Annotated in this window: 22 protein-coding genes, 2 tRNA genes and 1 pseudogene; 8 read left to right on the top strand and 17 right to left on the bottom strand. The window is 70.1% G+C overall.

Annotated elements, in window-relative coordinates; translation table 11 throughout:
• Positions 1 to 113: 113 nt before the first annotated feature.
• The 3 genes and pseudogenes from ACIRRY_RS35000 to ACIRRY_RS35010 form a co-directional block, all read left to right on the top strand.
• Positions 114 to 458, top strand: a pseudogene (locus ACIRRY_RS35000) (ABC transporter ATP-binding protein); the annotation flags it as partial.
• Entirely contained in the window at positions 455 to 1,318 is an 864-nt protein-coding gene (locus ACIRRY_RS35005) for an ABC transporter permease (RefSeq protein WP_403980899.1), read from the top strand. The pseudogene ACIRRY_RS35000 and the gene ACIRRY_RS35005, both read left to right, overlap by 4 nt.
• A complete protein-coding gene (locus ACIRRY_RS35010; protein WP_403980902.1) occupies positions 1,315 to 2,454 on the top strand; it encodes an ABC transporter substrate-binding protein in 1,140 nt (379 codons plus the stop codon). Before ACIRRY_RS35005 ends, ACIRRY_RS35010 begins: the two co-directional genes overlap by 4 nt.
• Positions 2,455 to 2,503: 49 nt before the next feature.
• Here ACIRRY_RS35010 and ACIRRY_RS35015 read toward each other — a convergent pair.
• The 4 genes from ACIRRY_RS35015 to ACIRRY_RS35030 form a co-directional block, all read right to left on the bottom strand.
• Positions 2,504 to 2,577, bottom strand: a tRNA-Met gene (locus tag ACIRRY_RS35015).
• A gap of 295 nt (positions 2,578 to 2,872) precedes the next feature.
• Entirely contained in the window at positions 2,873 to 4,771 is a 1,899-nt protein-coding gene (locus ACIRRY_RS35020; protein ID WP_403980904.1) for a tetratricopeptide repeat protein, read from the bottom strand.
• A gap of 206 nt (positions 4,772 to 4,977) precedes the next feature.
• A tRNA-Met gene (locus ACIRRY_RS35025) sits at positions 4,978 to 5,051 on the bottom strand.
• Between the two features lie 72 nt (positions 5,052 to 5,123).
• Positions 5,124 to 8,069: a UPF0182 family protein gene (locus ACIRRY_RS35030; RefSeq protein WP_403981470.1), complete on the bottom strand. Its 2,946-nt coding sequence runs from the start codon at positions 8,067 to 8,069 to the stop codon at positions 5,124 to 5,126.
• A 174-nt stretch (positions 8,070 to 8,243) separates the two neighbouring features.
• Here ACIRRY_RS35030 and ACIRRY_RS35035 point away from each other — a divergent pair, with 174 nt between their 5' ends.
• Complete coding sequence (locus ACIRRY_RS35035) at positions 8,244 to 8,786, top strand: PPA1309 family protein (RefSeq protein ID WP_403980906.1); 543 nt, start codon at positions 8,244 to 8,246, stop codon at positions 8,784 to 8,786.
• A 155-nt stretch (positions 8,787 to 8,941) separates the two neighbouring features.
• Here ACIRRY_RS35035 and ACIRRY_RS35040 read toward each other — a convergent pair whose 3' ends face one another.
• The 4 genes from ACIRRY_RS35040 to ACIRRY_RS35055 form a co-directional block, all read right to left on the bottom strand.
• Complete coding sequence (locus ACIRRY_RS35040; protein WP_403980908.1) at positions 8,942 to 10,039, bottom strand: PDZ domain-containing protein; 1,098 nt, start codon at positions 10,037 to 10,039, stop codon at positions 8,942 to 8,944.
• Between the two features lie 65 nt (positions 10,040 to 10,104).
• Positions 10,105 to 10,269, bottom strand: a complete 165-nt coding sequence (locus ACIRRY_RS35045; protein ID WP_403980910.1) for a hypothetical protein — start codon at positions 10,267 to 10,269, stop codon at positions 10,105 to 10,107.
• 130 nt (positions 10,270 to 10,399) lie between these two features.
• On the bottom strand, positions 10,400 to 10,861 hold the full coding sequence (locus tag ACIRRY_RS35050; RefSeq protein ID WP_403980912.1) for a molybdenum cofactor biosynthesis protein MoaE: 462 nt from the start codon (positions 10,859 to 10,861) through the stop codon (positions 10,400 to 10,402).
• A 113-nt stretch (positions 10,862 to 10,974) separates the two neighbouring features.
• A complete protein-coding gene (locus ACIRRY_RS35055) occupies positions 10,975 to 12,087 on the bottom strand; it encodes an SDR family oxidoreductase (protein WP_200689626.1) in 1,113 nt (370 codons plus the stop codon).
• 192 nt (positions 12,088 to 12,279) lie between these two features.
• Here ACIRRY_RS35055 and ACIRRY_RS35060 point away from each other — a divergent pair, with 192 nt between their 5' ends.
• Positions 12,280 to 13,719 carry a zinc-dependent metalloprotease gene (locus ACIRRY_RS35060; RefSeq protein WP_403980914.1) on the top strand — a complete coding sequence of 480 codons (1,440 nt, stop codon included), beginning with the start codon at positions 12,280 to 12,282 and terminating at the stop codon, positions 13,717 to 13,719.
• Positions 13,716 to 14,237, top strand: coding sequence for an NUDIX hydrolase (locus tag ACIRRY_RS35065; RefSeq protein ID WP_403980916.1), 522 nt, complete (start codon positions 13,716 to 13,718; stop codon positions 14,235 to 14,237). Before ACIRRY_RS35060 ends, ACIRRY_RS35065 begins: the two co-directional genes overlap by 4 nt.
• A gap of 95 nt (positions 14,238 to 14,332) precedes the next feature.
• Here the strand turns inward: ACIRRY_RS35065 and ACIRRY_RS35070 are convergent, their stop codons facing one another.
• From ACIRRY_RS35070 to ACIRRY_RS35085, 4 genes are all read right to left on the bottom strand, one after another.
• Positions 14,333 to 15,091: an AIM24 family protein gene (locus tag ACIRRY_RS35070; RefSeq protein ID WP_403980918.1), complete on the bottom strand. Its 759-nt coding sequence runs from the start codon at positions 15,089 to 15,091 to the stop codon at positions 14,333 to 14,335.
• Between the two features lie 17 nt (positions 15,092 to 15,108).
• A complete protein-coding gene (locus ACIRRY_RS35075; protein WP_403980920.1) occupies positions 15,109 to 15,789 on the bottom strand; it encodes an AIM24 family protein in 681 nt (226 codons plus the stop codon).
• A gap of 11 nt (positions 15,790 to 15,800) precedes the next feature.
• Positions 15,801 to 17,504: a TerD family protein gene (locus ACIRRY_RS35080; protein WP_403980922.1), complete on the bottom strand. Its 1,704-nt coding sequence runs from the start codon at positions 17,502 to 17,504 to the stop codon at positions 15,801 to 15,803.
• A gap of 113 nt (positions 17,505 to 17,617) precedes the next feature.
• Positions 17,618 to 18,214 carry a M48 family metallopeptidase gene (locus ACIRRY_RS35085; protein WP_403980925.1) on the bottom strand — a complete coding sequence of 199 codons (597 nt, stop codon included), beginning with the start codon at positions 18,212 to 18,214 and terminating at the stop codon, positions 17,618 to 17,620.
• 218 nt (positions 18,215 to 18,432) lie between these two features.
• Here ACIRRY_RS35085 and ACIRRY_RS35090 point away from each other — a divergent pair, with 218 nt between their 5' ends.
• Positions 18,433 to 19,659, top strand: coding sequence for a TOMM precursor leader peptide-binding protein (locus ACIRRY_RS35090; protein ID WP_403980927.1), 1,227 nt, complete (start codon positions 18,433 to 18,435; stop codon positions 19,657 to 19,659).
• Positions 19,652 to 21,040, top strand: a complete 1,389-nt coding sequence (locus ACIRRY_RS35095; protein WP_403980929.1) for an ABC1 kinase family protein — start codon at positions 19,652 to 19,654, stop codon at positions 21,038 to 21,040. The genes ACIRRY_RS35090 and ACIRRY_RS35095 overlap by 8 nt, the downstream gene beginning before the upstream one ends.
• 67 nt (positions 21,041 to 21,107) lie before the next feature.
• Here ACIRRY_RS35095 and ACIRRY_RS35100 read toward each other — a convergent pair whose 3' ends face one another.
• From ACIRRY_RS35100 to ACIRRY_RS35120, 5 genes are all read right to left on the bottom strand, one after another.
• Entirely contained in the window at positions 21,108 to 21,317 is a 210-nt protein-coding gene (locus tag ACIRRY_RS35100) for a hypothetical protein (protein ID WP_403980932.1), read from the bottom strand.
• Between the two features lie 134 nt (positions 21,318 to 21,451).
• Positions 21,452 to 21,778 carry a hypothetical protein gene (locus ACIRRY_RS35105; RefSeq protein ID WP_403980936.1) on the bottom strand — a complete coding sequence of 109 codons (327 nt, stop codon included), beginning with the start codon at positions 21,776 to 21,778 and terminating at the stop codon, positions 21,452 to 21,454.
• A complete protein-coding gene (locus ACIRRY_RS35110; RefSeq protein WP_019058340.1) occupies positions 21,775 to 22,143 on the bottom strand; it encodes a WhiB family transcriptional regulator in 369 nt (122 codons plus the stop codon). Before ACIRRY_RS35110 ends, ACIRRY_RS35105 begins: the two co-directional genes overlap by 4 nt.
• Positions 22,144 to 22,316: 173 nt before the next feature.
• Complete coding sequence (locus ACIRRY_RS35115; RefSeq protein WP_403980939.1) at positions 22,317 to 22,637, bottom strand: hypothetical protein; 321 nt, start codon at positions 22,635 to 22,637, stop codon at positions 22,317 to 22,319.
• Positions 22,638 to 22,805: 168 nt separating this feature from the next.
• A complete protein-coding gene (locus ACIRRY_RS35120) occupies positions 22,806 to 25,004 on the bottom strand; it encodes an ATP-dependent DNA helicase UvrD2 (protein WP_403980941.1) in 2,199 nt (732 codons plus the stop codon).
• Between the last annotated feature and the right edge of the window lie 172 nt (positions 25,005 to 25,176).

The following is a 25,176-nucleotide window of genomic DNA, read 5'->3' on the forward strand; positions in this document are numbered from 1 at the left end:
CAGCAAAGCCCCAGGCGAACCCGCCAGCAGCCGCCGCCCGCCGGTCGTCGTCACCCTGAACAACCGGTGGCACGACCACTAAAGCAACGGCATTGCCCTTTAGGCACTGGGGGAGGGTCGCGATCGCCCGCGCCCTCGCCGTAGAACCCGAACTCCTGCTGATGGACGAGCCGTTCGCGGCCCTGGACGCGCAGCTCCGCGTGATCCTCCAGGACGAACTCCTCGGCCTCACCCAGACCTTGCGCACCACCACCCTCTTCATCACGCACAGCCTGGAGGAGGCGCTCGTCCTCGGCGACCGCGTGCTGGTCATGTCCGCCCGCCCGGGCCGGATCATCGCGGAGCACCGCCCGCCGTTCCCGCGCCCCCGCACCGGCGACATCCGCGACACCCCCGAATTCACCGCCCTGAAAGCCGAGTTGTGGGAATTGCTGCGCAAGGAGGCGGTGCCCGCATGAGCACGGTCGCCCCCGACCGCGAGGAGTCGGTCCTGGTCCGCCGCCCCGGCCCGCACGAACTCCGTCCGGTACGCACCCACCGCCGCAGACGCGCCCTGGAACTGACCCTGGCCGCAGCCGTACCCATGGCTCTCATCCTGTGGTGGCAACTGGCCGCCACCCAGGGCTGGTTGGACGACCGCGTCTACCCGGCCCCCTCGACGATCCTCTCCGACGGCTGGACCCGGGCCGCCGCCGGCGACCTGTGGCCGGACGTGTGGGCCACCACCCGGCGCGTCCTGGCCGGCTACGCGATCGGCACGGCGGCCGGCTATGCCCTGGGCCTCCTGATGGGCTCCCTCTCCCTCGTCCGGGCCGCGCTGGAACCGCTGTTGGACGCCCTGTACGTCGTACCGAAACTGGCCCTGCTGCCGGTCTTCCTGAACATGTTCGGCCTGGGCGAGGGCCCGCAGGTGGCCCTGGTCGCGACCACGGTCTTCTTCTTCGTCTGGATCTCGACAATGTCGGCGGTCGTGGCGATCCCCCCCGGACACCGCGACGCGGGCCGGGTGTTCGGCGCCGGCCCCTGGCAGATGTTCCGCCATGTCCTCCTCCCCGCCTCCCTCCCCGCGGTCCTGGTGGGCGCGCGCATCGCGGCGGGCGTGGCGGTCCTGGTCATCGTCGCCTCGGAACAGATCGCCGCGACGAACGGACTGGGCCACCTGATCTTCGACTCCCGCGCCCTGTTCGAGAACGACGTGATGTTCGTGGGCATCGTGTGCGTGGCGGTCCTGGGCGTCGTCTTCTCCGAACTGGTGCGGCTGGCAGGCCGGTTGCTCACACCGTTGGCACCACGGGACCGAGGACGGGGACAGTCATGAGACGACGACGTGTGTACGGTGTGGCGGTCGTCGTGGCGGCCGTGCTGGCGTCGGCGGGCTGCTCGTCGAAGTCCGCCCAGGATTCCGGGACTTCGGGCTCGGGCCCCCGCACCGTCACCCCCGTCGCCGGCTGCGGCCCGTCCTCCTGGACGGACCCGGCGAACCTCTCCCCCACCCGCGCCCCGGCCCGCTGCCGCCCCCTCACCCCCACCCCCCAGCCCCTCCCCAAAACACGCAAGGTGACGATCGCGACCGGAACGCTGAGCGCGGAGTATGTCGCCCCGCTCGAAGTCGCCCTGGACAAGGGCGAGTTCAAGAAGGAGGGCCTGGACGTCACCCTCAAGGTCCTGCCGACCCCGGACGCGCTGCCCCTGCTGGCCAAGGGGGACATAGACGCGATGTGGGCGGCCCCGGAAGCCGCCGTCATGAACGGCATCAAGGGCGGCTTCGACATCAAGTGGGTCGCCGGGAACTTCTCACCCGACCCGACGTCGAAGAGCGGCCTGTGGGTCAAGCTGAAGAACGGCGAGGCGGCGGCCGACGTCCGGATGGCGGGCCGCAGGATGGGCACGATGATCGGCAAGGGCTCGGTGATCGCATACCCCATGGAGAAAGCCCTCGCGACCCACGGCGGCGGCCTCGACAAGATCCAGTACCAGCAACTCGGCTCGGCCGACGTCCTCACCGCGCTCCAGAACGGCGGCGTCGACTCCGCCTGGCTCCTCGACCCGGTCTGGCGCAAGGTCGACGACGATCCCGCGTACGCCTTCCTGGGCGGCCAGCCCCTCGGCGAGCCCCTGGGCGGCATGCTCTACGGCCGCACGCTCCTGAACGCCGACGTGGACGCCGGCGTAGCCCTCCTCCGGGCCTACATCCGCACGGTGAACACGTACTACGCCGACGACTACAAGAGCGACCCGACCTTCGTCACGTACCTCGCGAAACTCCTGAAGACGGACGAGTCGGTCCTGAGATCAACCCCGTCGCTGACCATGGACTGGGAGATCCGCGCCGGCACGACGACCCGACTACAGGCCGCGTACAAGGCGGCGGGCGTCTCGAAGGGCGCCACACTTCCGGAGTCCAGGACCGTCGACCGCTCGCTGTACGAAGAGGCGGCGGGCCACCGGCCGTAGAAACACCGAGGGCCGGAATCCATTTCTGGATTCCGGCCCTCGGCCTTAGTAGCGGGGACAGGATTTGAACCTGCGACCTCTGGGTTATGAGCCCAGCGAGCTACCGAGCTGCTCCACCCCGCGCCGTTGTGTTTGCAACGCTACGTCAGACGTACGGAGAGAAGCAAATCGCTTATTCACCCGTGCCGACAGAGCCAGCCCGCCCGGCGCTCACTTTGCGGCGCAGGCCGCACCCCTTGCGGCGCAGGCCGCAACACTTCCAGCGCAGGCCGGCATCACTCAGCCCGTCCGGCGTTTGAGGACGAGGCCCTTTCGGGGCCGATGGGGGTCTGGGGGCGCAGCCCCCAGGCGGGGCGGAAGGGGCGGCAGCCCCTGGGGATGGGACGGGTAGGGGCGGCGGGGGCGAAAATCCCCACCCCTAAGCCGTCAACTCCTGCCGCAACGCATCCCGCAACCGAGCCGCCCGCTCAGACACCTCAGCCGGCCCCAGCGAAACGGCCCGATCAGCCCACCGCTGCCCCTCGGCCAACTCCCCCCGCCGCGCGTACACCAGCGCCAACCGCAACGCAGCCCGCCCATGCCCCGCATCAGCCGCCCGAGCCCACCACACGGCCGCCTCCGGCTCACTCCCCTCCCGAGCCAACAACAGCCCAAGATTGAAAGCCCCGTTACGAGACCCGGCCTCCGCGGCCTCCCGGTACCACCGAGCCGCCTCGACGACATCCCCGCGGGCAGCGGCAAGCATCCCCACCCGCACCTGCGCCCGCCGATGCCCCTGAGAAGCCGCCCGCTCGTACCACTCCTCGCACTCGGTCTTCTCGTGCACCTGCTCACCCAACTCGTGCGCGGGCGTGGGAGGCCGCCGCGCGTCAAGCACCGAGGCAAGCCGATAAGCCGCCTCCGCACTCCCCCCACCCGCCGCACACCGCAGATGCCGCTCGGCCTCCCGCTCGTCCCCGTCCCGCAGCCGGGCGATCCCGACCTGCAACGCCGCCTCCGTGTGCCCGGCGGCCGCGGCCCGCTCGTACCAGGGCAGCGCGACGGTCTCCTCGCCGCGCCCGGCGAAGAGGATCCCGAGGTTGAACGCCGCGTCCACGCTCCCGGCCTCCGCCGCCTTGGAGAACCACGGCTCGGCCCCGGTCGCGTCGCCGCCCTGGAGCAGCAGCACGGCCAGCGCGTTCGCCGCCTCGCGGTGTCCGGCGTAGGCCGCCCGCCGGTACCACTGCTCGGCCTGCGCGGTGCGCGTCTGCTCGGCGCACAGGAGCCCGAGGTTGTACGCGCCGTTCACATCACCGGCGTCCATCGCGGCCCGGTACCACCGCTCGGCGGTCTGTGTCTCGCCGCGCTCGGCGTGCAGCGCGCCGAGCGCGTTGGCCGCGTTGCCGTCACCGTCCTGGGCGGCCCGGAGCCACCACACGGCGGCGCTCTCGGTGTCGCCGGCGTCACGCAGCAGGAACCCGAGCGCGCAGGCGGCGCGGGCCTCCCCGTCCTTGGCGGACGTCAGATACCAGCGCCCGGCCTCCTTGAGCTCACCCCGCTTCTCCAGGATCGCCCCGAGCTGAAGCGCGGCCCGCTGATGCCCGCGCGCGGCGGCCTGCCGGTACCACTGCTCGGCCTCGCCTCCCGAGTCCCCGGGTTCGCCAGAGGCACCAGGGCCTCCCGAGGCTCCAGGACCCGATGCGACACCGTTGTCGGCCCCGTCCCCGCCCGTGCCCCGGCCCTGGTACTCGTACGGGTACGCACGCTCGTCCTCGTGCGGCGCCCGGCGATCGAGCGCCCGCGCCAGCCGGTACGCGGCCTCGCGGTGCCCTCGTTCGGCGGCGGACCGCATCCAGCGCTCGGCCGCGGTGTCCCCGCGGTGCTCCAGCAGATCGGCGAGCGCGTAGGCGCCCAGCGCGTGGCCCTGTTCGGCGGACTGGCGCAGCCAGTACTCGGCGGCGGGCTCGTCGCCGCGCTCGCGGTGGTACCGGCCGAGCGCGTGCGCGGCAGCGGCGGAACCGGCCACGGCCGCGATCCGCCACCAGCCGGCGGCGTCGTCGGTGTATCCGCGCTGGTGGAGGAGGACACCCAGGTTGTTGGCCGCGGCCCGGTCGCCCTCGGCGGTGGCGGCACGCAGCAGCGGCTCGGCTCCGTCGAGATCACCGCGGCGCAGCAGCATCGCTCCGAGGACACTCGTCGCCTCGACGTCGCCGGCCTGTGCGGCGAGCCGTGTGCGTGCCTCGTCGACAGCCTCTCCGTCACCGGTCTCGTCCCGGTCGGAAGGCTGCACAAAACGCCCTGTATCCAACAGAGTTGCCTTGTCCCCCATAACGTCCATCGTCGCACCACCTGCAACCTGGGTACACCTGGTATACCGCAGCCAGTGAGGTCTCTACAGCGTTTTGTCGACATGCCCACAGAGAGACAAGCGAAACACGGTTTCACCAAGTCCCCCCGGCGGCACGGCCGTCACCCTCGTCGGCACACGCGTTCGCACAGCGAGAAGGCCCGGATCCTTGAAAGGATCCGGGCCTTCTCGATCAGTAGCGGGGACAGGATTTGAACCTGCGACCTCTGGGTTATGAGCCCAGCGAGCTACCGAGCTGCTCCACCCCGCGCCGTTGTGTTGCAACCGTACCACGGTGCGGGGTGGACCTCTGACCTAGTGATCAACTGCCGTCTGAGCTGCGCTAACCACTCGAACTGCTCGGACTGCTACTGGGACTGCTGCCGGCACTCGGACTACTGCTGGGGCTGCTGCTGGGACTCGGGCTGCTCTTGCTCTTGCCCGCCGCGGCCTGCGCCTCCTCGGCCCGCTTCAACGCGGACTGGAGATCCTTCTGCGCCTGCCCGTACGCCTCCCAGTCGCCCTTCTTCAGCGCCGCCTGCCCGGCGTCGAAGGCCTTCTGGGCGTCGCTCAACGCCGCCTGGACCGTGGGATTACTGGATGTCGGTGGAGTGGTGGTCTCGTCCGGTGGCGGAGTCGTGGTGGTCTCCGCCCCGAAGACCTTGTTGAGCCCCTCGTCCAGCGTGTCCTCGAAGGCGGTCTTGCCTCCGTAGGCCACCAACACCTTGCGCAGGAGCGGGTACTTGAGCCCGCCACCGCGTACGTAGACGGGCTCCACGTACAGCAGTCCTCCGTCGAGCGGCACCGTCAGCAGGTTGCCGTACTCGATGTCGGAGTCGCCGCCCTTGAGGAGCTTGATCGACTCGGCGATGTCCTGTTCGGAGTTGAAGGCGCTCTGCACCTGTTTAGGTCCGCCGACGGTCGTACTGGTCGGCAGCTTCAGGATTCTGATCTTGCCGTAGTCCGGAGTGCCGGCCTCGGAGTCGACGGCCATGAAGGCGCTCAGGTTGTCTCTGCCGTTCGGTGTGAACGTCGTCGTCAACGAGAAGGCCTGCGCGGCCTGGTCCGGCATCTTCATGCTCAGGTAGTACGGCGGGACCGCGCTCCCCGACTTGTTGGTCGGGTCGTCCGGCACCTGCCACACCTCGCTGCCGCTGAGGAACGTCTGGGCGTCCGTCACGTGGTAGCGGGTGAGCAGCTCGCGCTGGACCTTGAACAGGTCCTGCGGGTACCGGAGATGGGCCATCAGGGAGGACGAGATGTCCTTCCTGGGCTCGACCGTGTTGGGGAACGCCTTCATCCAGGTCTTCAGGACCGGGTCCTCGGTGTCCCACTGGTAGAGCTTGACGGCACCGGTGTACGCGTCGACGGTCGCCTTCACCGAGTTGCGGATGTAGTTGACCTGGTTCTGCTGGGCCACCACCGCGCGGTTGTTGTTGGTCGCGGTGAGCGAGTCGGCCGTGGTGTCCCCGAGGGTCGTCCGCGAGGCGTACGGGTATCCGTTGCTCGTCGTGTACGCGTCGACGATCCACTGGATACGGCCGTCCACGACCGCCGGGTAGGCGTCACCGTCGATGGTCAGCCAGGGCGCGACCGCCTCGACGCGCTCCTTGGGCGTGCGGTTGTACAGGATCCGCGAACCCTCGCCGATGGCACCCGAGTAGAGGATCTGCGGCTCGTTGAACGCCACGGCGTACGCGGCCCGGTTGAGCGGGTTGGAGAGGTTGACCCCGCTCTTGCCCGTGTAACTGGTGGTCTTCTCACCGCTGTCGTCGGAGTAGTCGATCTCCTTCTGGGGACCGCCGACGATCGAGTACGTGGTGGTCTTCTCGCCGTAGTAGATCTGCTGCTCGTACTGGCCGAGGTCACCCGTGGAGGGCAGATCGGACTCGGTGAAGACCGGCCGGCCCTCGGAGTCGACCTCGGTGCCCTTGGCGGCGACCACGCCGTAGCCGTGCGTGTAGCGGAAGTGGTCGTTGATCCAGTTGTTCTTCGGAATGCCGTTGAGGTTCAGCTCACGCAGACCGATGACCGTGTCCTGGTCCTTGCCGTCCTCGCTGTAGCGGTCGACATCCAGGTTGGTCGGGAACGCGTAGTAGTTCCTGATCTGCTGGAGCTGCTGGAACGTGGGCGACACGACGTTCGGGTCCACGATCCGGATGCTCGCCGTGGAGTCGACGTCGGACCGCAGCTTGGTCTTGTCCTTGGTGGTGCTCGTCCCCGAGTACTCCGTGACCTTGGTGTCGTCGATGCCGTAGGCCTCGCGCGTCGCCTTGAGGTTCTTCTGGACGTACGGGGCTTCCTTGGCCTGTTCGTTCGGCTGGACCGTGAACTTCTGGACGATCGCCGGGTACAGGCCGCCGATGAGGATCGCGGAGAGCACCATCAGGCCGAAGCCGATGACGGGCAGCTGCCAGGTGCGCCGCCACAGGGTGGCGAAGAACAGCAGCGCGCAGATGACGGCGATGCAGAACAGGATCGTCTTGGCCGGCAGATACGCGTTCGCGTCGACGTACCTGAGGCCCGTCCAGTCACCGGTCGCCTTGAAGTCGCTGGATTTGACCGCGAGTCCGTACCGGTCGAGCCAGTAGGCGACCGCCTTGAGGGCGACGAAGATGCCGAGCAGCACCGACAGATGCCCGGTGGCCGCGGCCGTGGCGCGCGCGCCCGGGCTGGTGATCCGCAGGCCGCCGTACAGGTAGTGCGTCAGCGCGGCGGCCAGCAGCGAAAGGATCGCGGCGGCGAAGCCGAAGCCGAGCAGGAAGCGGTACCAGGGCAGGTCGAACGCGTAGAAGGAGACGTCGAGGCCGAACTGCGGGTCCTTCTGGTGGAAGGGCACGCCGTTGACCCACATCAGCCAGACCCGCCACTGACTGGACGCCGAGGCGCCCGCGATCAGCCCGACGAGAGCGGTGACCGCCAGCAGCAGCCACTTCTTGTACGGCGCGATGCCCATGCGGTAGCGGTCGAGGCTCTGCTGCTCCATCGACATGGCACTGAGCGGCGGGCGCAGACGGTGCGCCAGCCAGATGTTCACCCCGACCGCGGCCGCCATCAGCAGACCGAAGACGAAGAACAGGCCGATCTTCGTCGTCAGGGTGGTAGTGAACACGGACGAGTAATGCACCGACCGGTACCAGAGCCAGTCCGTCCAGAAGCCCGCGAACATCGTGAACGCCATGCCGAGTACGGCAAGGACGCCCAGTGTCATGAGCAAAGTCCGGACACGCCGGGACGGGCGGCCCACTCTGATCCGCGGCCCTTGCGGGCCTCCGCCGCGGTCCGGCATCTGGAAAGCCAAGGTGCGCACCTCGAAGTTCGCTGTTGGTCGCTGTCGTTGCGTCAGGTCCCCGGTTTCGGGGACCCTCCGTAGCCCCGCGTGATCGCGGGCCCACACCTATGCAACTTACTCACCGTTTACTCGGTTCCCGATTCCGGCCATGAACGAGGCAGGATTGTGACCATGTCCAACACTCCCATGGCAGCGAACCCCCTCACCCGGGCCGTACTCGAGATCGACGAGTACGCCTCCGGCCTCGGCTGGGACCAGCCCGCTCGCCTCTTCGCCCTGGTAGACACCGCGCGCCTGCGGGCCCAGGAACCCGGCCTCGCGGCCCAACTCGGCCTGCGGGACGCGCCCGAGACCACCGGTCTCACCCCGATCGAGCAGGAGGAGATCCCGGCCGGAAAGCCGCTGGACGAGTTCCTCGGCACGATCGCCTGGCCCGACGCGGTGGCCGGCTGCGCGCTCACGGTCGAGCGTTTGATGCTGCCACCGTCCGCCGAGGCCTCCGTCCCGGACGGCCTGAGCGAGAAGAAGCTCACCCAGTGGGTCGCCCAGCACCCGGACCGCCAGGAGGTCCGCATGACGGTCGCGGTCCTGCGCGACGGCACCCGCGACTCGGCCCTCCGCCTGCGCGAGAAGGACTCCCCTACGGAGGTCCTCACCGGCGGCGCCCTGGTCCCGGGCCTCGCGGAGGCCCTGTCGGCGACCTTCGAGGACTGACGTCCCCTACTGGTTCCGGTTCTTTTCGTACGACTCCGGGGGCGCCCTTTGCTTGGGGGCGCCCCCGGAGTCGTACGCGAGGCCTTCTGAAGAGACGTCTTCTTAAAGAAGAGGCTCGTTCTAAAGAAGAGGCGTGTTCTAAAGAAGGGGCTAGTTCAGCCCTTGGTGCTGCACTTCGGGAGGTCGTCGGTCTTGCCGCTGTTGATCAGCTTGAGATCGCTGATCGCGTCCTTGATGGTGTTGACCTTGACGAGCCTGAGACCGCTGGGGGTGTCCTTGGCGGCCTCGGCGCAGTTGTCGGCCGGCGTCAGGAAGTACTGGGCACCCTTGCTGCGCGCGCCGACCGTCTTCATCGAGATGCCGCCGATCGGGCCGACCTTGCCGTCGTCGTCGATCGTGCCGGTGCCCGCGACGAACTTGCCGCCGGTGAGGTCGCCCGGGGTCAGCTTGTCGTAGATGCCGAGCGCGAACATCAGGCCGGCGCTCGGGCCGCCGACGTCGGCGAGCTTGATGTCGATGGTGAACGGGAACGTGTGATCGGTTCCGGCCGAGATGCCGACGATGGCGCGCTTGGCGCCGGTGTCGTCGGAGGTCGCGGTGGTGATCGTGATGCTCTTCGTCGCCGTCGCCGTCTTGTTCGCCTTCACGGCGTCGGCCTGCTCCTTGGCCGGCACGATCGTGAACACGACGTTCTCGCCGGGCTTGTGCTTGGTGACCAGCTTCGCGACATCGTCGGGCTGCTTCACCGTCGTACCGTCGACGGCCTTGATCACGTCACCGGCGTGCAGCTTTCCCTCGGCCGGGGTCCCCTTGACGACCGTCGAGACGATCACCCAGGACTTCACCGGGACGCCCAACTGGTCCAGGGCGGCGACCTTGGCGCTCTCCTGGGACTGGCTGAACTCCTCGGCGTTCTCCTGGGTCGACTGCTGCTCCGTCTTGCCGTCGGGGTACAGCGTGTCGTGCGGGACGATCTTGTCGTCGTGGGCGAGCCAGCCGTACATGGCCTCGATGAGGTTCATGTTGTAGTCGGCGCTGGTGACCCGGACCGTCGTCATGTTCAGGTGACCGGTCGTCGGGTAGGTCTTGCGCCCGGTGATCTGCAGCACCGGCTCGCCGTCGTGGTCCCCGAGCGTGTTCACCGTCGGGCCCGGCGACATCTCCGCGTACGGGACGTTGATGAGGACTCCCGCGCACAGGAGCGCGATCAGCATCAGGGTGGAGGCGAGCATCGTCGCGGTGCGGCGTGGCATGGCACGACAGTACGGGACGCTTCTGTCAGCGCACCGTCAGGGCCGCTCTCCGTTCACGCGTCCGTTCATGTGCCCGAGTGGGACTTCTCCATGGCCTCGCGGAAGCGGGCGTAGCCGTCCAGTTCCGGGCCGTCGCTGCGTGCCTTGCGGGTTCTGTTGGCCCAGCTGCCCCACAGGCCGGCACCTATCGCGGCCACCAGCGGAATCAACAACCAGGCGAGTGCCGCCATGCCGACCTCCCAACCCCGGATGAGTGAACTCAACTGACTGATCTGCAGATTAGCCAGCCCCACTGACAACGCTCATGGCAGGGGGCCGGTTACGCAACCGGAGGGCGGCTGAGAAGTCGGTGAGCGTGCGTCAACAGGCGCCGACCCACTCCTCGGTGCCGTCGGAGAACTTCTGGTGCTTCCAGATCGGCACCTCGTGCTTGAGGTCGTCGATCAGCTTCCGGCACGCCTCGAACGCCTCACCCCGGTGCGGACACGACACGGCGACGACGACCGCGAGGTCCCCGATCCGCAGGTCCCCCACCCGGTGGACGGCGGCCAGCGCCCGCACCGGGTAGTCCGCGACGACCTTCTCGGCGATGCGGCGCATCTCGGCCTCGGCACTGGGGTGGCAGGAGTACCCCAGTTCGTCGACATCGGCTCCGCCGTCGTGGTTGCGCACGGTCCCGACGAAGAGGGCGGTCCCACCGGCCGCGTCGTCCCCGACGGCCTTGAAGACCTCGTCCACGGAGAGCGGCGTGTCCCGGATCCCGATCAGCTTGACGGGATCCTGCGCGGCCTTCTCACCGGGATGGTCGATCGTGGATGCCATACCCCCATCGTGCCCCACCCCACCGACAGCCCGGAATAGCACGTTCGACAGGCACGCGCGGGTGCCCGTTTGGAGCGTCCTACAGGAGCACGCGCATCAGCGGCTCGCGCTGCTCAGATCCGCCGCCGGGCCTTGCGCGCGCGTCGTACGACCGCCGCCGCGCCGAGCAGCGCGACCGTCGCGCCCGCGGCACCGGCCGCCGTCGCGTCCTTGCGGCCGAGCCGTCGCCCGACGACCGTGTGGCGCCCTGCGACCTCCTCCAGCAGCTCGGCGAGGACCTCCTCGTTGGTCCACTGCGGCCGCCAGCCCGCGTCGTGCAGCCGGCTCCCGCTGACCACCCAGGGGTACATCGTGTAGGCCAGGTCGCCGGCCGGGGACGGGGTGAGCCCGATCCGGTGCAGCCGGGCGGCGGCGCCGAGCGCGACGGCGGACGGCAGCTCCATGCGGCGGATGCCGCTGAGCTCCTCGACCTCCTCCTGCTCCAGCCAGCCGTCGCAGCCGACGGCGAGTTCCCCGTCGACCTTCTCCAGGACGGCGTACTCCAGGGCGCTGCACAGGTCCTCGACGTGGCAGAACTGCCAGGCGGGGCGTGACCCGGCCACCACGAGCAGCCGGGGTGACTCGAAGTACCTGGTCAGCGCGGTGTCGGTGCCGCCGACGAGCACTCCGGGGCGGACGACGGTGACATTGAGCCCGGGGTGCGCCCGGGGCGCGCGCCGGGCGAGGCGCTCGACCTCCAGCAGGTCGCCGACCCCGGTGGCCTCCGCGGTGGCGCGCAGTTCGGCGTCCTCCGAGAGGGGCAGTTCGTTGTCGGGCAGCGCTCCGTAGACCATCGCCGAGGTGCACAGCACGACCCGGTGCACACCGGCCGCCGCGGCGGCGGTCAGCACGGTCTGCGTCCCCCGCACGTTGTACGCCGAACGGGCGGCCGGGTCGGTCTCCAGATCGAGGTCAAGCGCCAGATGGACGACGACGTCGGCGCCGCGCAGCTTCTCCGCGATGGCCGGATCCCGCACGTCGAGGATGTGCCACTGGGCCGCGGCGCACTCCCCGCGCCGCTCGTCGATGGCGATGACCTGCTTGATCTCCTCGGACGCGGCGAGCCGCTCGGTCAGCAGCGCCCCGACTCCGGACGCGGCGCCGGTGACCGCGACGACGGGCCCGCGCACGGCGGGACTGGTTGAGTGGTTTCGCGCTGCGCGAACCTGCGGATCTGGGGAACTCACCGGGCGTCTCCAGCGGTTGTCTTCAGTACGGACGCGCGTGACGCGTCCGGACCAGGTGGCATCCATCCTGCCGCAGGCCAGGTCTCGGCGAAGCACCGAGGCCCGATCGGCCCGCGGTGTCTACGCTGGGTGGTGTTGAAGGGCAGTCGTGCCGTCGGAGAGAACCGGCGGCCTTAACAGCCGAGGAATCCCGTGAGTGACACCCCATTCGGATTCGGCCTTCCGCCGGAGGAGCCGGACGACGGCGACGAGGGCAAGAAGAAGGACCAGGAGAGCGGTGGTGGTCAGGGACCGGCCAACCCGTTCGGTTTTGGCGGGCTGCCCGGTGCCGGTGGCTTTGGCGGCCCCGGCGCGGACAATCCGCTCGCAGCCATGTTCGGCTCCCTGAACCCCAACGACCTGGGCGCCGCGTTCCAGCAGCTCGGCCAGATGCTCTCGTACGAGGGCGGCCCGGTGAACTGGGACATGGCCAAGCAGATCGCCCGTCAGACGGTCTCCCAGGGCACTCAGGACGGCGTCAAGGACGCGAGCATCGGCCCCGCCGACCGCACCGCGGTCGAGGAGGCCGTCCGCCTCGCCGACCTGTGGCTGGACGACGCGACCTCGCTGCCGTCCGGCGCCGGCTCCGCCGTGGCGTGGTCCCGCGCGGAGTGGGTCGAGGCGACCCTGCCCGCGTGGAAGGAGCTCGTGGACCCGGTCGCCGAGCGCGTCGGCGCGGCCATGGGCGATGTCCTGCCGGAGGAGATGCAGGCCATGGCGGGCCCGCTGATCGGCATGATGCGCTCGATGGGCGGCGCCATGTTCGGCACGCAGATCGGGCAGGCCGTGGGCACGCTCGCGGGCGAGGTCGTCGGCTCGACGGACATCGGTCTGCCGCTCGGCCCGGTCGGCAAGGCCGCGCTGCTGCCGCTGAACATCGAGGCGTTCGGCAAGGACCTGGGCGTCCCCCAGGAGGAGGTGCGGCTCTACCTCGCCCTGCGCGAGGCGGCCCACCAGCGTCTGTTCGCGCACGTGCCGTGGCTGCGCTCGCACCTGTACGGCGCGGTCGACGGGTACGCGCGCGGGATCAAGGTCGACACCGCCAAGCTGGAGGACGTGGTCGGCCAGTTCGACCCGCAGAACCCGGAGCAGTTGCAGGACGCCCTCCAGCAGGGCATGTTCCAGCCCGAGGACACACCGGAGCAGAAGGCCGCCCTGGCGCGTCTGGAGACGGCTCTGGCGCTCGTCGAGGGCTGGGTGGACGCGGTGGTCCACGCTGCCGCGAAGCCGCGTCTGACGTCGGCCGACGCGCTCCGCGAGACCCTGCGGCGCCGTCGCGCGACGGGCGGTCCCGCCGAGCAGACGTTCGCCACGCTGATCGGCCTGGAGCTGCGCCCGCGCCGGCTGCGCGACGCCTCCCGTCTTTGGGCCTCGCTCACGGACGCGCGCGGTGTCGACGGCCGGGACGGTCTGTGGGCCCACCCGGACATGCTGCCCACGGCCTCCGACCTGGACGACCCGGACGGCTTCGTGCACCGCGAGCAGCTCGACTTCTCCGAGCTGGACAAGATGCTCGGCGAGGCGGCGAGCGGCTCCGCGGAGAAGCCGAACCTGACGAAGGACGAGGACTCCAAGGACGACGACACCGAGTGAGCCTGTACGACGACGCGGTCCTCGTACTCAAGAGCTACGAGGACCAGACAAAGCTGCGCCAGGCCTACCTGGACCACCTGGCCGCGCACGCGGACGGCATGTGGAAGTCCTGCCATGCCGGTCACCTCACGGCGAGCGCCCTGGTGATCGACCCCGAGCAGGGTCGTGTGCTGCTGACCCTGCACAGGAAGCTGCGGATGTGGCTTCAGATGGGCGGCCACTGCGAACCGGAGGACACCTCCCTGGAGGCGGCTGCCCTGCGCGAGGCCACGGAGGAGTCCGGCATTACCGAACTGACCCTGCTGCCGGGCGGCCCGGTCCGCCTCGACCTCCACCCCATCCCTGCACCGTGCCACTTCCACTACGACGTCCAGTACGCGGTCGTGGCACCTCCGGGCGCCGTCCAGGAGATCAGCGACGAGTCCCTCGACCTGCGCTGGTTCCCCTACGACGAGGTGGCGGCCGTGGCGGACGAGTCGGTGCTGCGGCTGCTGGAGGCGACGCGCGCCAGGATCTGAGCGGGGTGTGGCACGTGTTGAGCGTGCGGGGAAGCGTTGAACGTGTAAGGGGCGCCCGCTATTGCGGGCGCCCCTTACGTTGGTTTTCCGGACGCTCAGCTCCAGGCGTTGCCCTGGTTCTGCGCGTGGGCGCCGTGCTGGCCCATGCCGTACTGCGCGGCGAGGCCCTGGCCGATCCCGGCGTTCTGCGGGGGCAGGAGTTCGCTGGGCTGGACGAGCGCGTAACCGCTGCCCATGAAGCTCAGCTCCCAGCCCTCGCCGGTGCTGCCGCGGCGCCGCCACACCCCGGAGGAGTGCGTCTGGGCCTGCATTTGGACGCGCAGGCCGGTGGACCAGGCGACGATCGCGTCGGCGTCGCAGTTGACGTACTTGTCGGGCGTGACCTGCATCATCAGGGGCGCGCCCGAGGTCATCAGGGCGACCTTGCCGCGTCCGGTGATGTTGAGCTGGTACTTCCCGGAGCCGGAGATGCCGTACTGGCTGTCCACGGCGATGACCTCGTGATGCAGCGAGGAGTCCATCGCGAGGACGTAGCTGCTGTCGACGGTGAGGCCAACCTCGCCCAGCACATCCACTACGTGGATGTGCTGGGCGAGGTTGGCGAGGAAGACCGTGCCCTGCCCGTGGCAGCGCATCAGGCTGAGGCCCTCGCCGGTGGCCGCACGCGCGTAGGCCTGCTGGGTGTTCTGGTACTCGGCGTCGAACTCGACGAGTCCCTGGTAGGCGACCATCGTGCCCTTGCGGGCGAGGATGTCGTCGTGGCCCTCCAGGACGATGCGCAGCATCTGCTTGTTCTGGAGGCTGTAGCGGTCCTGGGACTGCGAGTCGTTGAACGCGAAAAGCGGGCTCTGCATGGTGTCGTGTTCCCCCCTCAGCCCCGGAGCCGGAGTCGGTCGGTGCTGTCCTCGCTGGGCTGAACGACGACGATGCCCTGCCCGGAGAAGGCCATCTGGTAGGCCTCGCCGCTGCCGCGGCCGATCAGGGACTGCGCCTTGAAGCTGCGCTTGCCCTTCACCTTGAGGTTCGGGGACCAGGCGACGAGCGCGTCCGGGTCGACGTACGTCTCGTCATCGCCGCCACCGCAGTCGACGACGATCGGCTTGCCGCGGGAGGTCAGCGCGACCCAGCCCTGGCCGCTGATCTTGGTGTTCCACAGGCCCTGTCCGGCGAACTTGGCGAGCCCCTTGACACGCTCGACACCCCAGGTGAGGGACGTGTCGAAGGCGAGCAGGTTGGTGGCGTTGACGGAGATCCCGTCGCCGTTGAGGTTGATCACGACGACGTCGGCGCCGTAGTCGGCGAGGTAGAGCAGTCCGTCTCCGGAGCACTTCATCAGGGGTGCGCCCTCGCCCGTCATCCAGTCGCGCGCGATCTGGCGCACGGCCGGCGGGTTGGGCTCGTACTGGATGAAGCCCTCGTAGGCGATCATCGAGCCCACGCGCGCGAAGAGGTCGCTTCCGGTCTGCATGGCGACCTTCAGCATGTTGTTGCCGTGGTTCTCCATGCGGGCGGTGACGGGTGCGGGGGCGAAGCCCGCGAGCGGCTGGTTCATGACGGGCTCCCTCAGACCTCGTACGGCTGGACGACGATGAAGCTGCCGGGGGCGGCCCGGAACTGCAGGTTGACGCTCTCCCCGGTGTCTCCGGGGTACGCGTTGCGGCGCATCCGGACCTGGCTGGAGACGATCACCTGGGCGGCGGCGGACCAGGCGACGACCGCGTTGCAGTCGGCGAACGTGGTCGGCGTGACCGGCAGGACGACGGGCTCACCGTGGGTCTTCACGACGATGGTGCCGGTCCCCTGGAACTGCATCGTGAACAGCGCGCCCCCAGGAATGCCGTGTCCCTCGATGCGTCTGACCTCGTACTGGAGGCTCTCGTCGAAGGCGAGGACGTTCTCGGCGGAGACACAGATCGCGTCCCCCTGGAGCTCGACGGGGTGCAGGTTGGTGGAGTTCTCGGCGAGGAACACCTGGCCCTGGCCCGTGCAGCGCATCAGCTGCATCTCCTGGCCGGTCGCGTTGCCCACGAGTCGCCCGGCGAACCCGGCGCCCTTGTAGCCGAAGTCGACCTTGCCCTGGTAGAGCACCATGCTGCCCTGGCGGGCGAGCACGGGCTGGCCGCCGATGCCGAGGTCGACGCGGACGAGCTTCTTGTTCTGCTGCGTCCAGCGCTGCCCGGTGGGCGTCTCCTTGAACTTCTCCAGCGCCGCCGACACACCGGCGCCCTGGGGAACGCCCTGAGGCACTCCGTAGCCGGCCGCCTGCCCCGGGACCTGCCCGAACGCGGGCGGCTGCTGGCCGTAGCCGGGCGGCGCGGGCGGCGCGGGCGGCTGACCGTAGCCCGGGGGCGGGGTCGGCTGGCCGTAGCCGGGCGGCGGGCCCGGCGCGTGCGGAGCCTGGGGCTGCGCGTAACCGGGCGGCGGAGGCGGGCTCTGGCCGGGGGCCTGCTGTCCGTACGGGGGCTGCGGCTGGCCGTAGGGCGCGGGCACGGGACCCGGGGGCGGCACTGTGCCCGGCCCGGGCGGGGCCAGGGGCGCGATGATGGTCGGCGCGGCATGCACGGAGGGCGCGGGCGCCGGCGGGGGCGCGTACCCCTGCGCGACCGGCTGGGGTGCCGGAGCAGGCGCCGGGGCGGGTACCGGAGCCGCGGGGGCGCCGAACGCGGGCGGGGCGAAGCCCGGGGCCGCCCCGGACTGGTGCGGCACGGGCTGCGACTGCTGGGGCTCGGGCGTCTCCTCCTCGGCGACCTCGCCGCCGAAGTTCTTCAGCAGCGCTTCGAGGCCGCCGTCGAAGCCCTGGCCGACTGCCGCGAACCGCCAGACGTCCTTCAGGTAGAAGTCACCCAGCATCACGGCCCGCTCGGTGGTGAACTCCGAACCGTTGAACGAGTAGCGGGCCACTTCCTCACCGCCCGCGACGATCCGGACGTACCCAGGAGCGATCTGCGACATCTGCCCGGCGCCGTCGAGTGTCGCCGTGAACGCCAGCTTGTGGATCTGCGGCGGGATCTTGTCGAGCGTGACCCGGAAGGACTCCGAGTCGCCCGCCTGGGCACCCAGGAGCTGGATGGACTCCTCGGGGGACTTCGGCTGGTTGAAGAACACGAAGTAGCGGTCGTCCGAGAGCCGCTCCTCGGCGTCGAGACCGAAGCAGCTGATGTCGAACGTCAGTCCGGGGCCCGTGATCTGCACACCTACGTACAGATCCGTGCCCGGAGTGAGGTCACTGATCTTGGCCTTGTGGCCGCGTTGGAATTCCCTGGCCATGCGTAACGACCGTCCCCCATCCCGATGCAAGTGCGTCGCGTCAGGCTAACGGCAATCTCTGACACCGGAGGATGTCGGTACAGACCCGGTACACAATCCCGCGCAAGGGGCCATCATTCGTCGCGGGCGCCCGGCGCATGGGGCAGCCGCTCGGCCGCGACCACGCCTTCGAGGTATCCCTTGGCCCGCTCGGTGCGCGGATAGGCCTCCAGGAGCCGCCAGAAACGCGGTCCGTGTCCGGGCACCAGGAGATGCGCCAGTTCGTGCAGCAGCACGTAGTCGACGACGTACTCGGGCATGCCCTGCAGCCGATGGGAGAGGCGGATGCTGCCCTCGGAGGGCGTGCAGGAACCCCAGCGCGTGTTCTGGTTGGTGACCCAGCGCACCGAGGTGGGCCGGGCACGGCCGTCGAAGTACTGGGCCGACAGTCGCTCGGCGCGCTCGGACAGCTCCGCGTCACCGAGCACGCGTTTGCTTTCCTGGGCGGCCAGCTTGTCGAGCATGACGGTGACCCAGCGCTTCTCCTCCGCCTCGGACATACGGGCGGGGATCAGCACGACGGTGCGATCGCCCTCGCGGTACGCGGAGACCGTTCTGCGCCGACGCGCGCTCCTGCGAACCTCGATCGCGCTCGCCCCCGAGCCGCTTGGCGGCTGGCTCGTCGTACTGCGCTGTGGTTTTCCGGCGCTGTGCAGTGGGTCGGCGGGCACGCCCCGACGTTACCCTCTGCACACGCGGGAAGTCCCGTCCCCGGGACGGTTCGGTGTCGATCCCCCACCAAGCGTTTGATTTGTACGACGAATACCCCCCGCCTGTGGACAACTTTCGGCGCCCAACGCCCGGGCCGGGCAGTCTGGCATCGCAGGCGGAGCCCGGACCGGTTCCGCCGGCACACCGGACGTACTTCCTAGGGCTACGGGGGCCTGTCATGCATCCGATGGTGAAGCCCGCGCTGCGGCGCGGCTGGCGCGATCTCAACACCGTGCAGTTCGGGATGACACCGGCGCACGCGATGACTCTGGGCCCGATGGACACGGCGACGGGCAGTTTCCTGGACCTGCTCAACGGCACACGCGGACTGCCCCTCCTGCGCGAGGAGGGGCACCGGATGGATCTGCCCGAGGACCATGTCGACCAGCTGGTGGAGGGGCTGACGCACGCGGGCCTGCTCGACGACGCGAAGGGCGGCGGGCCTGCTGCCGACGCCCTCCGGGCGAAGAAGGACGTCCTCGACCGGCTGCGCCCGGACCTCGCGTCGCTCTCCCTGATCACCGGCGAGCCGGGCGAGTCGATGGGCCGTCTGGCGGCGCGTCGCGAACTGCGCGTACAGGTGCGAGGCGCGGGCCGGGTGGGCGCGGTGCTGGCCGCGCTGCTGTCGGGCGCGGGGGTCGGCGAGGTCGACGTGCGCGACGGCGGTCACACCGAGCCCTGGGACGTCGCTCCGGGCGGGCTGCCCCCCGAGGCGGTCGGCGAGCGCAGGGACGAGGCGGCGCGGCGAGCGGTACGCCGGGCGGCACCGGACCGCCCACCGCGCCGGACCTCGCAGGCCACGGCGGAGGAGGGCGACCCCGGTTTCTCCCTGGTGATCCTCGCCCCACGGGACGATGTCGCCGTGCACGCGCCCGACCCGGCCGCCGCCACCGGCCTGATCGTCTCGGGCACCCCTCATCTGTACGCCGGTGTGGTGGAGGGCACGGGAGTCGTGGGCCCGCTGGTGCTGCCCGGGGAGACGTCCTGCGCGGGCTGTCTGCACCACGCGCGCACCGACCGGGACCCGACCTGGCCCCGTCTGGTCGCGCAGTGGCGCTCCGGGAAGCAGCCTCAGGTGCGGCCCTGCGACCTGACGCTGGCCACGACCGTCGCCGGGCTGGCGGCAGCGCACGCGCTCGCCTTCCTGGACGGGCGGTCACCGTCCAGCGCGGGCGCGCGGTGGGAGGTCTCGCTGCCGGGTCTGCACTGGCACGCGCGGCCGGTCTGGGCGCATTCCGCCTGCCCGTGCGGCGCCGCGGAGAAGGATACGAAGAAAGGTAAGGAGGCACACACCTCTACGGACGAGGATCGACACGCGACAATGGGAGGGGACCGGCCGTCGAGGGATGTGCGCCGTAAGGCAGACTCGGCCCGGCCGGCCGGGACTTGGAGGGCGCATGTCTGATCTTCCCCGCAAGGCGGTCACCCGCACCGCCAAGCTCGCCGCGCTCCCGCTCGGCTTCGCCGGGAGAGCGACGTGGGGGCTCGGGAAAAGGATCGTGGGCGAGTCCGCGGAGATCGTCGGCCGCGAGCTGCAACAGCGCACGGCGGAGCAGTTGTTCAAGGTGCTCGGCGAGCTCAAGGGCGGTGCGATGAAGTTCGGGCAGGCGCTGTCCGTCTTCGAGTCGGCGCTGCCCGAGGAGGTCGCCGGTCCCTACCGTGCCGCGCTGACCAAGCTCCAGGAGGCCGCGCCGCCGATGCCGACACGCACCGTGCACGGTGTGCTGGAGGAGCGGCTCGGCGCGGACTGGCGGGCCTTGTTCCTGGAGTTCGAGGACAAGCCCTCGGCCGCCGCGTCGATCGGCCAGGTGCACCGGGCGGTGTGGCACGACGGCCGCGAGGTCGCGGTCAAGGTGCAGTACCCGGGCGCCGGCGAGGCCCTGCTGTCCGATCTGACCCAACTGAGCCGTTTCGCCCGCCTGTTGGGCCCGCTCATCCCCGGGATGGACATCAAGCCCCTCATCGCCGAGCTACGCGACCGGGTCTCCGAGGAACTGGACTACGGCCTGGAGGCGCAGGCCCAGCAGGCGCACGCGGAGGAGTTCGAGGGCGACCCGGATGTCATGGTGCCCGCCGTGGTCCATCAATGTGACCAAGTCCTGGTCACGGAGTGGATCGACGGGATCCCGCTGTCGGAGGTGATCGCCGACGGCACCGAGGAGCAGCGCGACCGGGCAGGCCAGCTGCTGGCCCGCTTCCTCTTCTCCGGCCCGGCCCGCACCGGCCTGCTCCACGCGGATCCGCATCCGGGGAACTTCCGGCTGCTGCCCGCCGACCCGGACGGCAAGGGCGACTGGCGACTGGGTGTCCTGGACTTCGGCACGGTCGACCGCCTTCCCGGCGGCCTGCCGGCAACCATCGGCGACTCCCTGCGCATGACGCTCGACGGCGATGCCGAGGCGGTCTACGAGCTGCTGCGCACGGAGGGCTTCGTCAAGGATTCGATAGAGCTGGACCCCGACGCCGTCCTCGACTACCTGGTGCCGATCATCGAGCCGGCCCAGGTCGACGCGTTCACCTTCAGCCGCGGCTGGATGCGCAGCCAGGCCGCCCGTATCGCCGACCCCCGCTCCCCCGCCCACCAGTTGGGCAAGCAGCTCAATCTGCCCCCGGCGTATCTCCTGATACATCGAGTGACATTGAGCACAATCGGCGTCCTGTGCCAGTTGGGCGCGACGGTGCGGCTGCGCGAGGAGCTGGAGGAGTGGCTGCCGGGGTTCGTGCCGGAGGATCCGGAGGAGTACGAGGAGTACCTGGACGAGGAGGAACCCGCGGCGGAGGCGTGAGCCGGGCCGCGGACGACGCGGGCCGAGTCGGTGATGCGGGGCGGACGGGTGACGGCGCGAGTGCGGCCTACCACCAGGCCGGGTCCAGCCGTCCCTCGATCGCCCTGAGGTTCTCCCTGGCGCAGGCGTCACAGAGATAGCTGCGGGTTCCGTTCTCCACGGAGCAGGTCCAGGTGGGTTGTGGGCCTTCGGACCGGGCGCCGCAGCGGGCGCACACGAGGGGCTGGGGCTCCGCGGTGGAGGCGCCGGTGTCACTGCCTCCGGGAAGACTCGTCACGCCGCGACGATATCGCCGCGGCCGGGGATAGGCGGGCAGAACGCACCGCGGGGGCCGGTCCGTTCGGACGGACCGGCCCCCGCGGGGAGCTTTCGCCTCCCGGGTCGGGAGGCCACCGCTTCAGGTGTGATCGGTTACTGCATGAGGGCCATGGCGAGCGCACGGCGGGCGCGCAGCGAGGCACGCTCGGCCTTGCGCTGCATCCGGCGGGCGGCCAGCAGGCGCAGCGCCTGCCGGTCCCGCTCGGCCTCCCGCAGTCGCTCGTGCATATGCGCACGGGCCATGGCTTCTGGGATGAGTTGCATCTCTCGGGTCCTGTTCTGGCGCGACTCGGTCGCACCCGGAGTGGTGAAGTCTGGGATCGTGGAGCCCGCGGGCTCGCTGGGAGTGGACGGCTTCATCGGGGCCTGCTTCTTGGGGTCGTGCGTGAGGGGGCGGTCGATCGTTCCGAAGATGCTCATGCCGTGACCGGGTTCTTGCGCGGACGGCCACGCGGCCGCTTGCGGGCCACGACGACACCCTGGACGAAGAGCTCGCCACCCCAGACGCCCCAGGGCTCGCGCCGCTCCTTGGCGCCGGCGAGGCAGGCCTCGATCAGCGGGCAGGTGCGGCAGAGGGACTTGGCGTACTCGACATCGGCCGGCGACTCGGCGAAGAAGACCTCCGGGTCGTAGGAACGGCAGGGGACGGGCACGCCCAGGTTCTCGATGGCGTCGTCGAGCGCGGTGAGCGTAGTGAGCGGAGTCAAGGTGGAGTCCTCCGTGAGGCCGGGCGGGGGGATCGTTTCGGAAGGCGGTACGGACGGGGCGTGCGCTTCGAGTTGCACGGTTGTTCTTCCTCGTCTGGTCGGTCCGGCCCTGTTGGGCCGGTTGTCGGCTGGGTACCGGGTTCTTTTCTTGTCCCGAGGCCCCTTCGCTCCGTCGTCCCCGTTCGGGGAAAACAGAAGGGCCGCGGATCCCGGATGGGGTTCCGCGGCCCTGAAGGCGCCGGCCTGATCAATCAGGCTGGATCACTCCAGGGTTCTGGCCCACGGAAGGCCCACATCTGGTGGTGCTGCGTCGTCGTCTGCTTCCGGCCTCCGGCACCGGCCGCAAAGGCATAGGCCTGCGCCTGTGCTCCTACTGCTTCCAGTGCCTTGGTCGGTCGCTCATTGCGCTCACGGACGGGAAGGACCGCGAGAGACAGGGCGGACGCCGGACGGGCGGCAGAAATGCCGGACAGACCGGTGCCCAGGTTCGAAACGCCGAGCATGCACAGGGAGACGACCGAGGGATCGGTCATTTTCACGGTGCTGGCGGGGCTGGTGTTGATGCTGATCACTGGAATCGCCTCCTCTCGGCGTCTCGGGGGACCGGGGATGAGACCGGTCCTTCGGATATGTAAGTACAGCACGGGATCAGGGCCTTCGAGAAGGCCCCCTGTTCCCGTGTCTAAGAACCTATGGGGATTGCTGGGGCATGCGCAAACTATTTTTTCGACGAGTTTGAATCAGTCCCCCGCGACACCCTCCGCAGGCTCCTGACCGCAGCAGATGGCCAGGACATCGGCCCCGTAGCGGTTGAGCTTGCGGACGCCGACGCCGGGGATCCGCGCGAGTTCGCCGTCGTCGTCGGGGACGGTCTCGGCGATCGCCATCAGCGTCTTGTCGGTGAAGACGCAGAAGGCGGGCTGACCGCTGCGCTGCGCCTGGACCTCCCGCCACTCGCGCAACCGCTCGTAGAGGCCCTCGTCCATGTCCGAGGGGCAGTCCTCGCAGCGCATCAGCTTCATCTCGCCGGCCTCGGTGAGGGTGCGGCCGCAGACCCGGCAGCGGGCCACGGTGCGTTGCGTTCGGCGCGGCACGGCTTTGGGGCCGGCGCCCGCGTAGCCGCGCTCGATGCCGCCGGGCGCGACCGTGCCGGGTCTGCCCGCGGCGGCGGTCGAGCCGGGGCGCAGGCCGTTCAGGAAACGGCTGGGGCGGCGGCTGGGGCGGCCGCCGGGCGAGCGGGAGAGGGCCCAGGAGACGTACAGCCGCTCTCTGGCGCGGGTGACTCCGACGTAGAGGAGGCGGCGCTCCTCCTCGATCTGTTCGTCGGTCTTGGCGTAGGTGATGGGCATCATCCCCTCGGCGACACCGACCAGGAAGACGACGTCCCACTCCAGGCCCTTGGCCGAGTGCAGGGAGGCGAGGGTGACGCCCTGGACCGTCGGGGCGTGCTGGGTGTTCGCCCGCTCGTCGAGTTCGGCGACGAGGTCGGCGAGGGTGGCTCCGGGTCTGGCCGCGGCGAAGTCCTGGGCGAGGTTCACCAGAGCCGCCAGCGACTCCCAGCGCTCTCTGACGGCGCCGGAGCCGGCCGGGGGCTCGGTGGTCCAGCCCTCGCCGGAAAGGACGGCACGAACCTGGGAAGGCAGGTCGATGACGTCGTCGAGGAGGGAGTCGTTGCCGCCGAAGCGGGCCGCTCCGCGCAGGGCGATGCCGGCCTTGCGGACCTCCGGGCGGTCGAAGAACCGCTCGGCGCCGCGCAGTTGGTAGGGGACTCCGGCGTCGGCGAGGGCCTGTTCGTAGGTCTCGGACTGGGAGTTCGTGCGGACCAGGATCGCGATCTCGCTCGCCGGGACGCCCGCGTCCATGAGGTCGCGGATGCGGCGGGCGGCACCCTCCGCCTCGGCGGGCTCGTCGGTGTACTCGACGTAGATGGGCTCGGGGCCCGCGGCGCGCTGGGAGATCAGCTCCAGCCGGTGGTCGGCGGCACGGCCGCGGGCCTGGGAGAGCAGGCCGTTGGCGAGATGGACGACCTGCGGGGTGGAGCGGTAGTCGCGGACCAGTTTGACGACGGTGGCGCCGGGGTGGCGGGTGCGGAAATCGAGCAGGTGGTCCGGTGTCGCTCCGGTGAAGGAGTAGATCGTCTGGCTGGCGTCGCCGACGACGCACAGGCTGTCGCGGTCGCCCAGCCACAGCTCCAGGAGGCGCTGCTGGAGCGGGCTGACGTCCTGGTACTCGTCGACCACGAAGTGCTGGTACTGCGAGCGGACCTGTTCGGCGATGTCGTGCCGGTCCTGGAGGACGGCGACGGTGAGCAGCAGGACGTCCTCGAAGTCGATGACCCCGCGGTCGCGCTTGACGTCCTCGTAGGTGGCGTAGAGCTGGGCGATCTCGGCGGGGGCGCGGGGGATGTCACGGCCCGCCTTGGCCGCCGCGGCCGCGTAGTCGGAGGGCACGGTCTGGGTGACCTTGGACCACTCGATCTCTCCGGTGACGTCCCGCAGTTCGCCGCGGTCGAGGCGGATGCGGCAGGCGGCCGCCGCGTCGGCGACGAGCTGGATCTTGCGGTCGACGAGCCGGGGGATGCTGCCGCCGATCGCTTTCGGCCAGAAGTACTGGAGCTGGCGCAGGGCGGCCGAGTGGAACGTACGGGCCTGGACTCCGGTGGCGCCGAGCTGGCGCAGCCGGCCGCGCATCTCGCCCGCGGCGCGGTTGGTGAAGGTGACGGCCAGCACGCTGGAGGACTGCAGGACCCCGGCGCGCACCCCGTAGGCGATGCGGTGGGTGATCGCCCGTGTCTTGCCCGTACCGGCGCCCGCCAGCACGCACACCGGACCGCGCAGGGCGGTGGCCACCTCGCGTTGCTCGGGGTCGAGCCCTTCGAGCACCGCGTCGGCCGAATCCGGTACCTGCGGGAAGAGGGAGGAGTGCGTTGCTGCTGTCACACGGCCATGCTGCCAGGTCGCCGGAGACAGGTGAGTCGGTTGTCCACAGGGAGGCCCCCGCAGTCGTACTAATGCGGCAGGCGTCACGTGCCGTGGGATACCCCCGGCGGGAATGGCGGGTCCGTCGCGTACGTTCCCTCCACTGCGAGGACCTATTCCCTGAGCTGTTGAG

It is taken from the genome of Streptomyces sp. NPDC101776 (genome assembly GCF_044766845.1).
Classification (GTDB): Bacteria; Actinomycetota; Actinomycetes; order Streptomycetales; family Streptomycetaceae; genus Streptomyces.

Coding starts and splice junctions, on each gene's coding strand:
- ACIRRY_RS35035 (WP_403980906.1), top strand. CDS start 8,244: ATGTCCAACACTCCCATGGCAGCGAACCCCCTCACCCGGGCCGTACTC.
- ACIRRY_RS35020 (WP_403980904.1), bottom strand. CDS start 4,771: ATGGACGTTATGGGGGACAAGGCAACTCTGTTGGATACAGGGCGTTTT.
- ACIRRY_RS35045 (WP_403980910.1), bottom strand. CDS start 10,269: ATGGCGGCACTCGCCTGGTTGTTGATTCCGCTGGTGGCCGCGATAGGT.
- ACIRRY_RS35050 (WP_403980912.1), bottom strand. CDS start 10,861: ATGGCATCCACGATCGACCATCCCGGTGAGAAGGCCGCGCAGGATCCC.
- ACIRRY_RS35070 (WP_403980918.1), bottom strand. CDS start 15,091: ATGCAGAGCCCGCTTTTCGCGTTCAACGACTCGCAGTCCCAGGACCGC.
- ACIRRY_RS35105 (WP_403980936.1), bottom strand. CDS start 21,778: ATGAGCATCTTCGGAACGATCGACCGCCCCCTCACGCACGACCCCAAG.
- ACIRRY_RS35005 (WP_403980899.1), top strand. CDS start 455: ATGAGCACGGTCGCCCCCGACCGCGAGGAGTCGGTCCTGGTCCGCCGC.
- ACIRRY_RS35030 (WP_403981470.1), bottom strand. CDS start 8,069: ATGCCGGACCGCGGCGGAGGCCCGCAAGGGCCGCGGATCAGAGTGGGC.
- ACIRRY_RS35095 (WP_403980929.1), top strand. CDS start 19,652: ATGTCTGATCTTCCCCGCAAGGCGGTCACCCGCACCGCCAAGCTCGCC.
- ACIRRY_RS35090 (WP_403980927.1), top strand. CDS start 18,433: ATGCATCCGATGGTGAAGCCCGCGCTGCGGCGCGGCTGGCGCGATCTC.
- ACIRRY_RS35080 (WP_403980922.1), bottom strand. CDS start 17,504: ATGGCCAGGGAATTCCAACGCGGCCACAAGGCCAAGATCAGTGACCTC.
- ACIRRY_RS35075 (WP_403980920.1), bottom strand. CDS start 15,789: ATGAACCAGCCGCTCGCGGGCTTCGCCCCCGCACCCGTCACCGCCCGC.
- ACIRRY_RS35040 (WP_403980908.1), bottom strand. CDS start 10,039: ATGCCACGCCGCACCGCGACGATGCTCGCCTCCACCCTGATGCTGATC.
- ACIRRY_RS35010 (WP_403980902.1), top strand. CDS start 1,315: ATGAGACGACGACGTGTGTACGGTGTGGCGGTCGTCGTGGCGGCCGTG.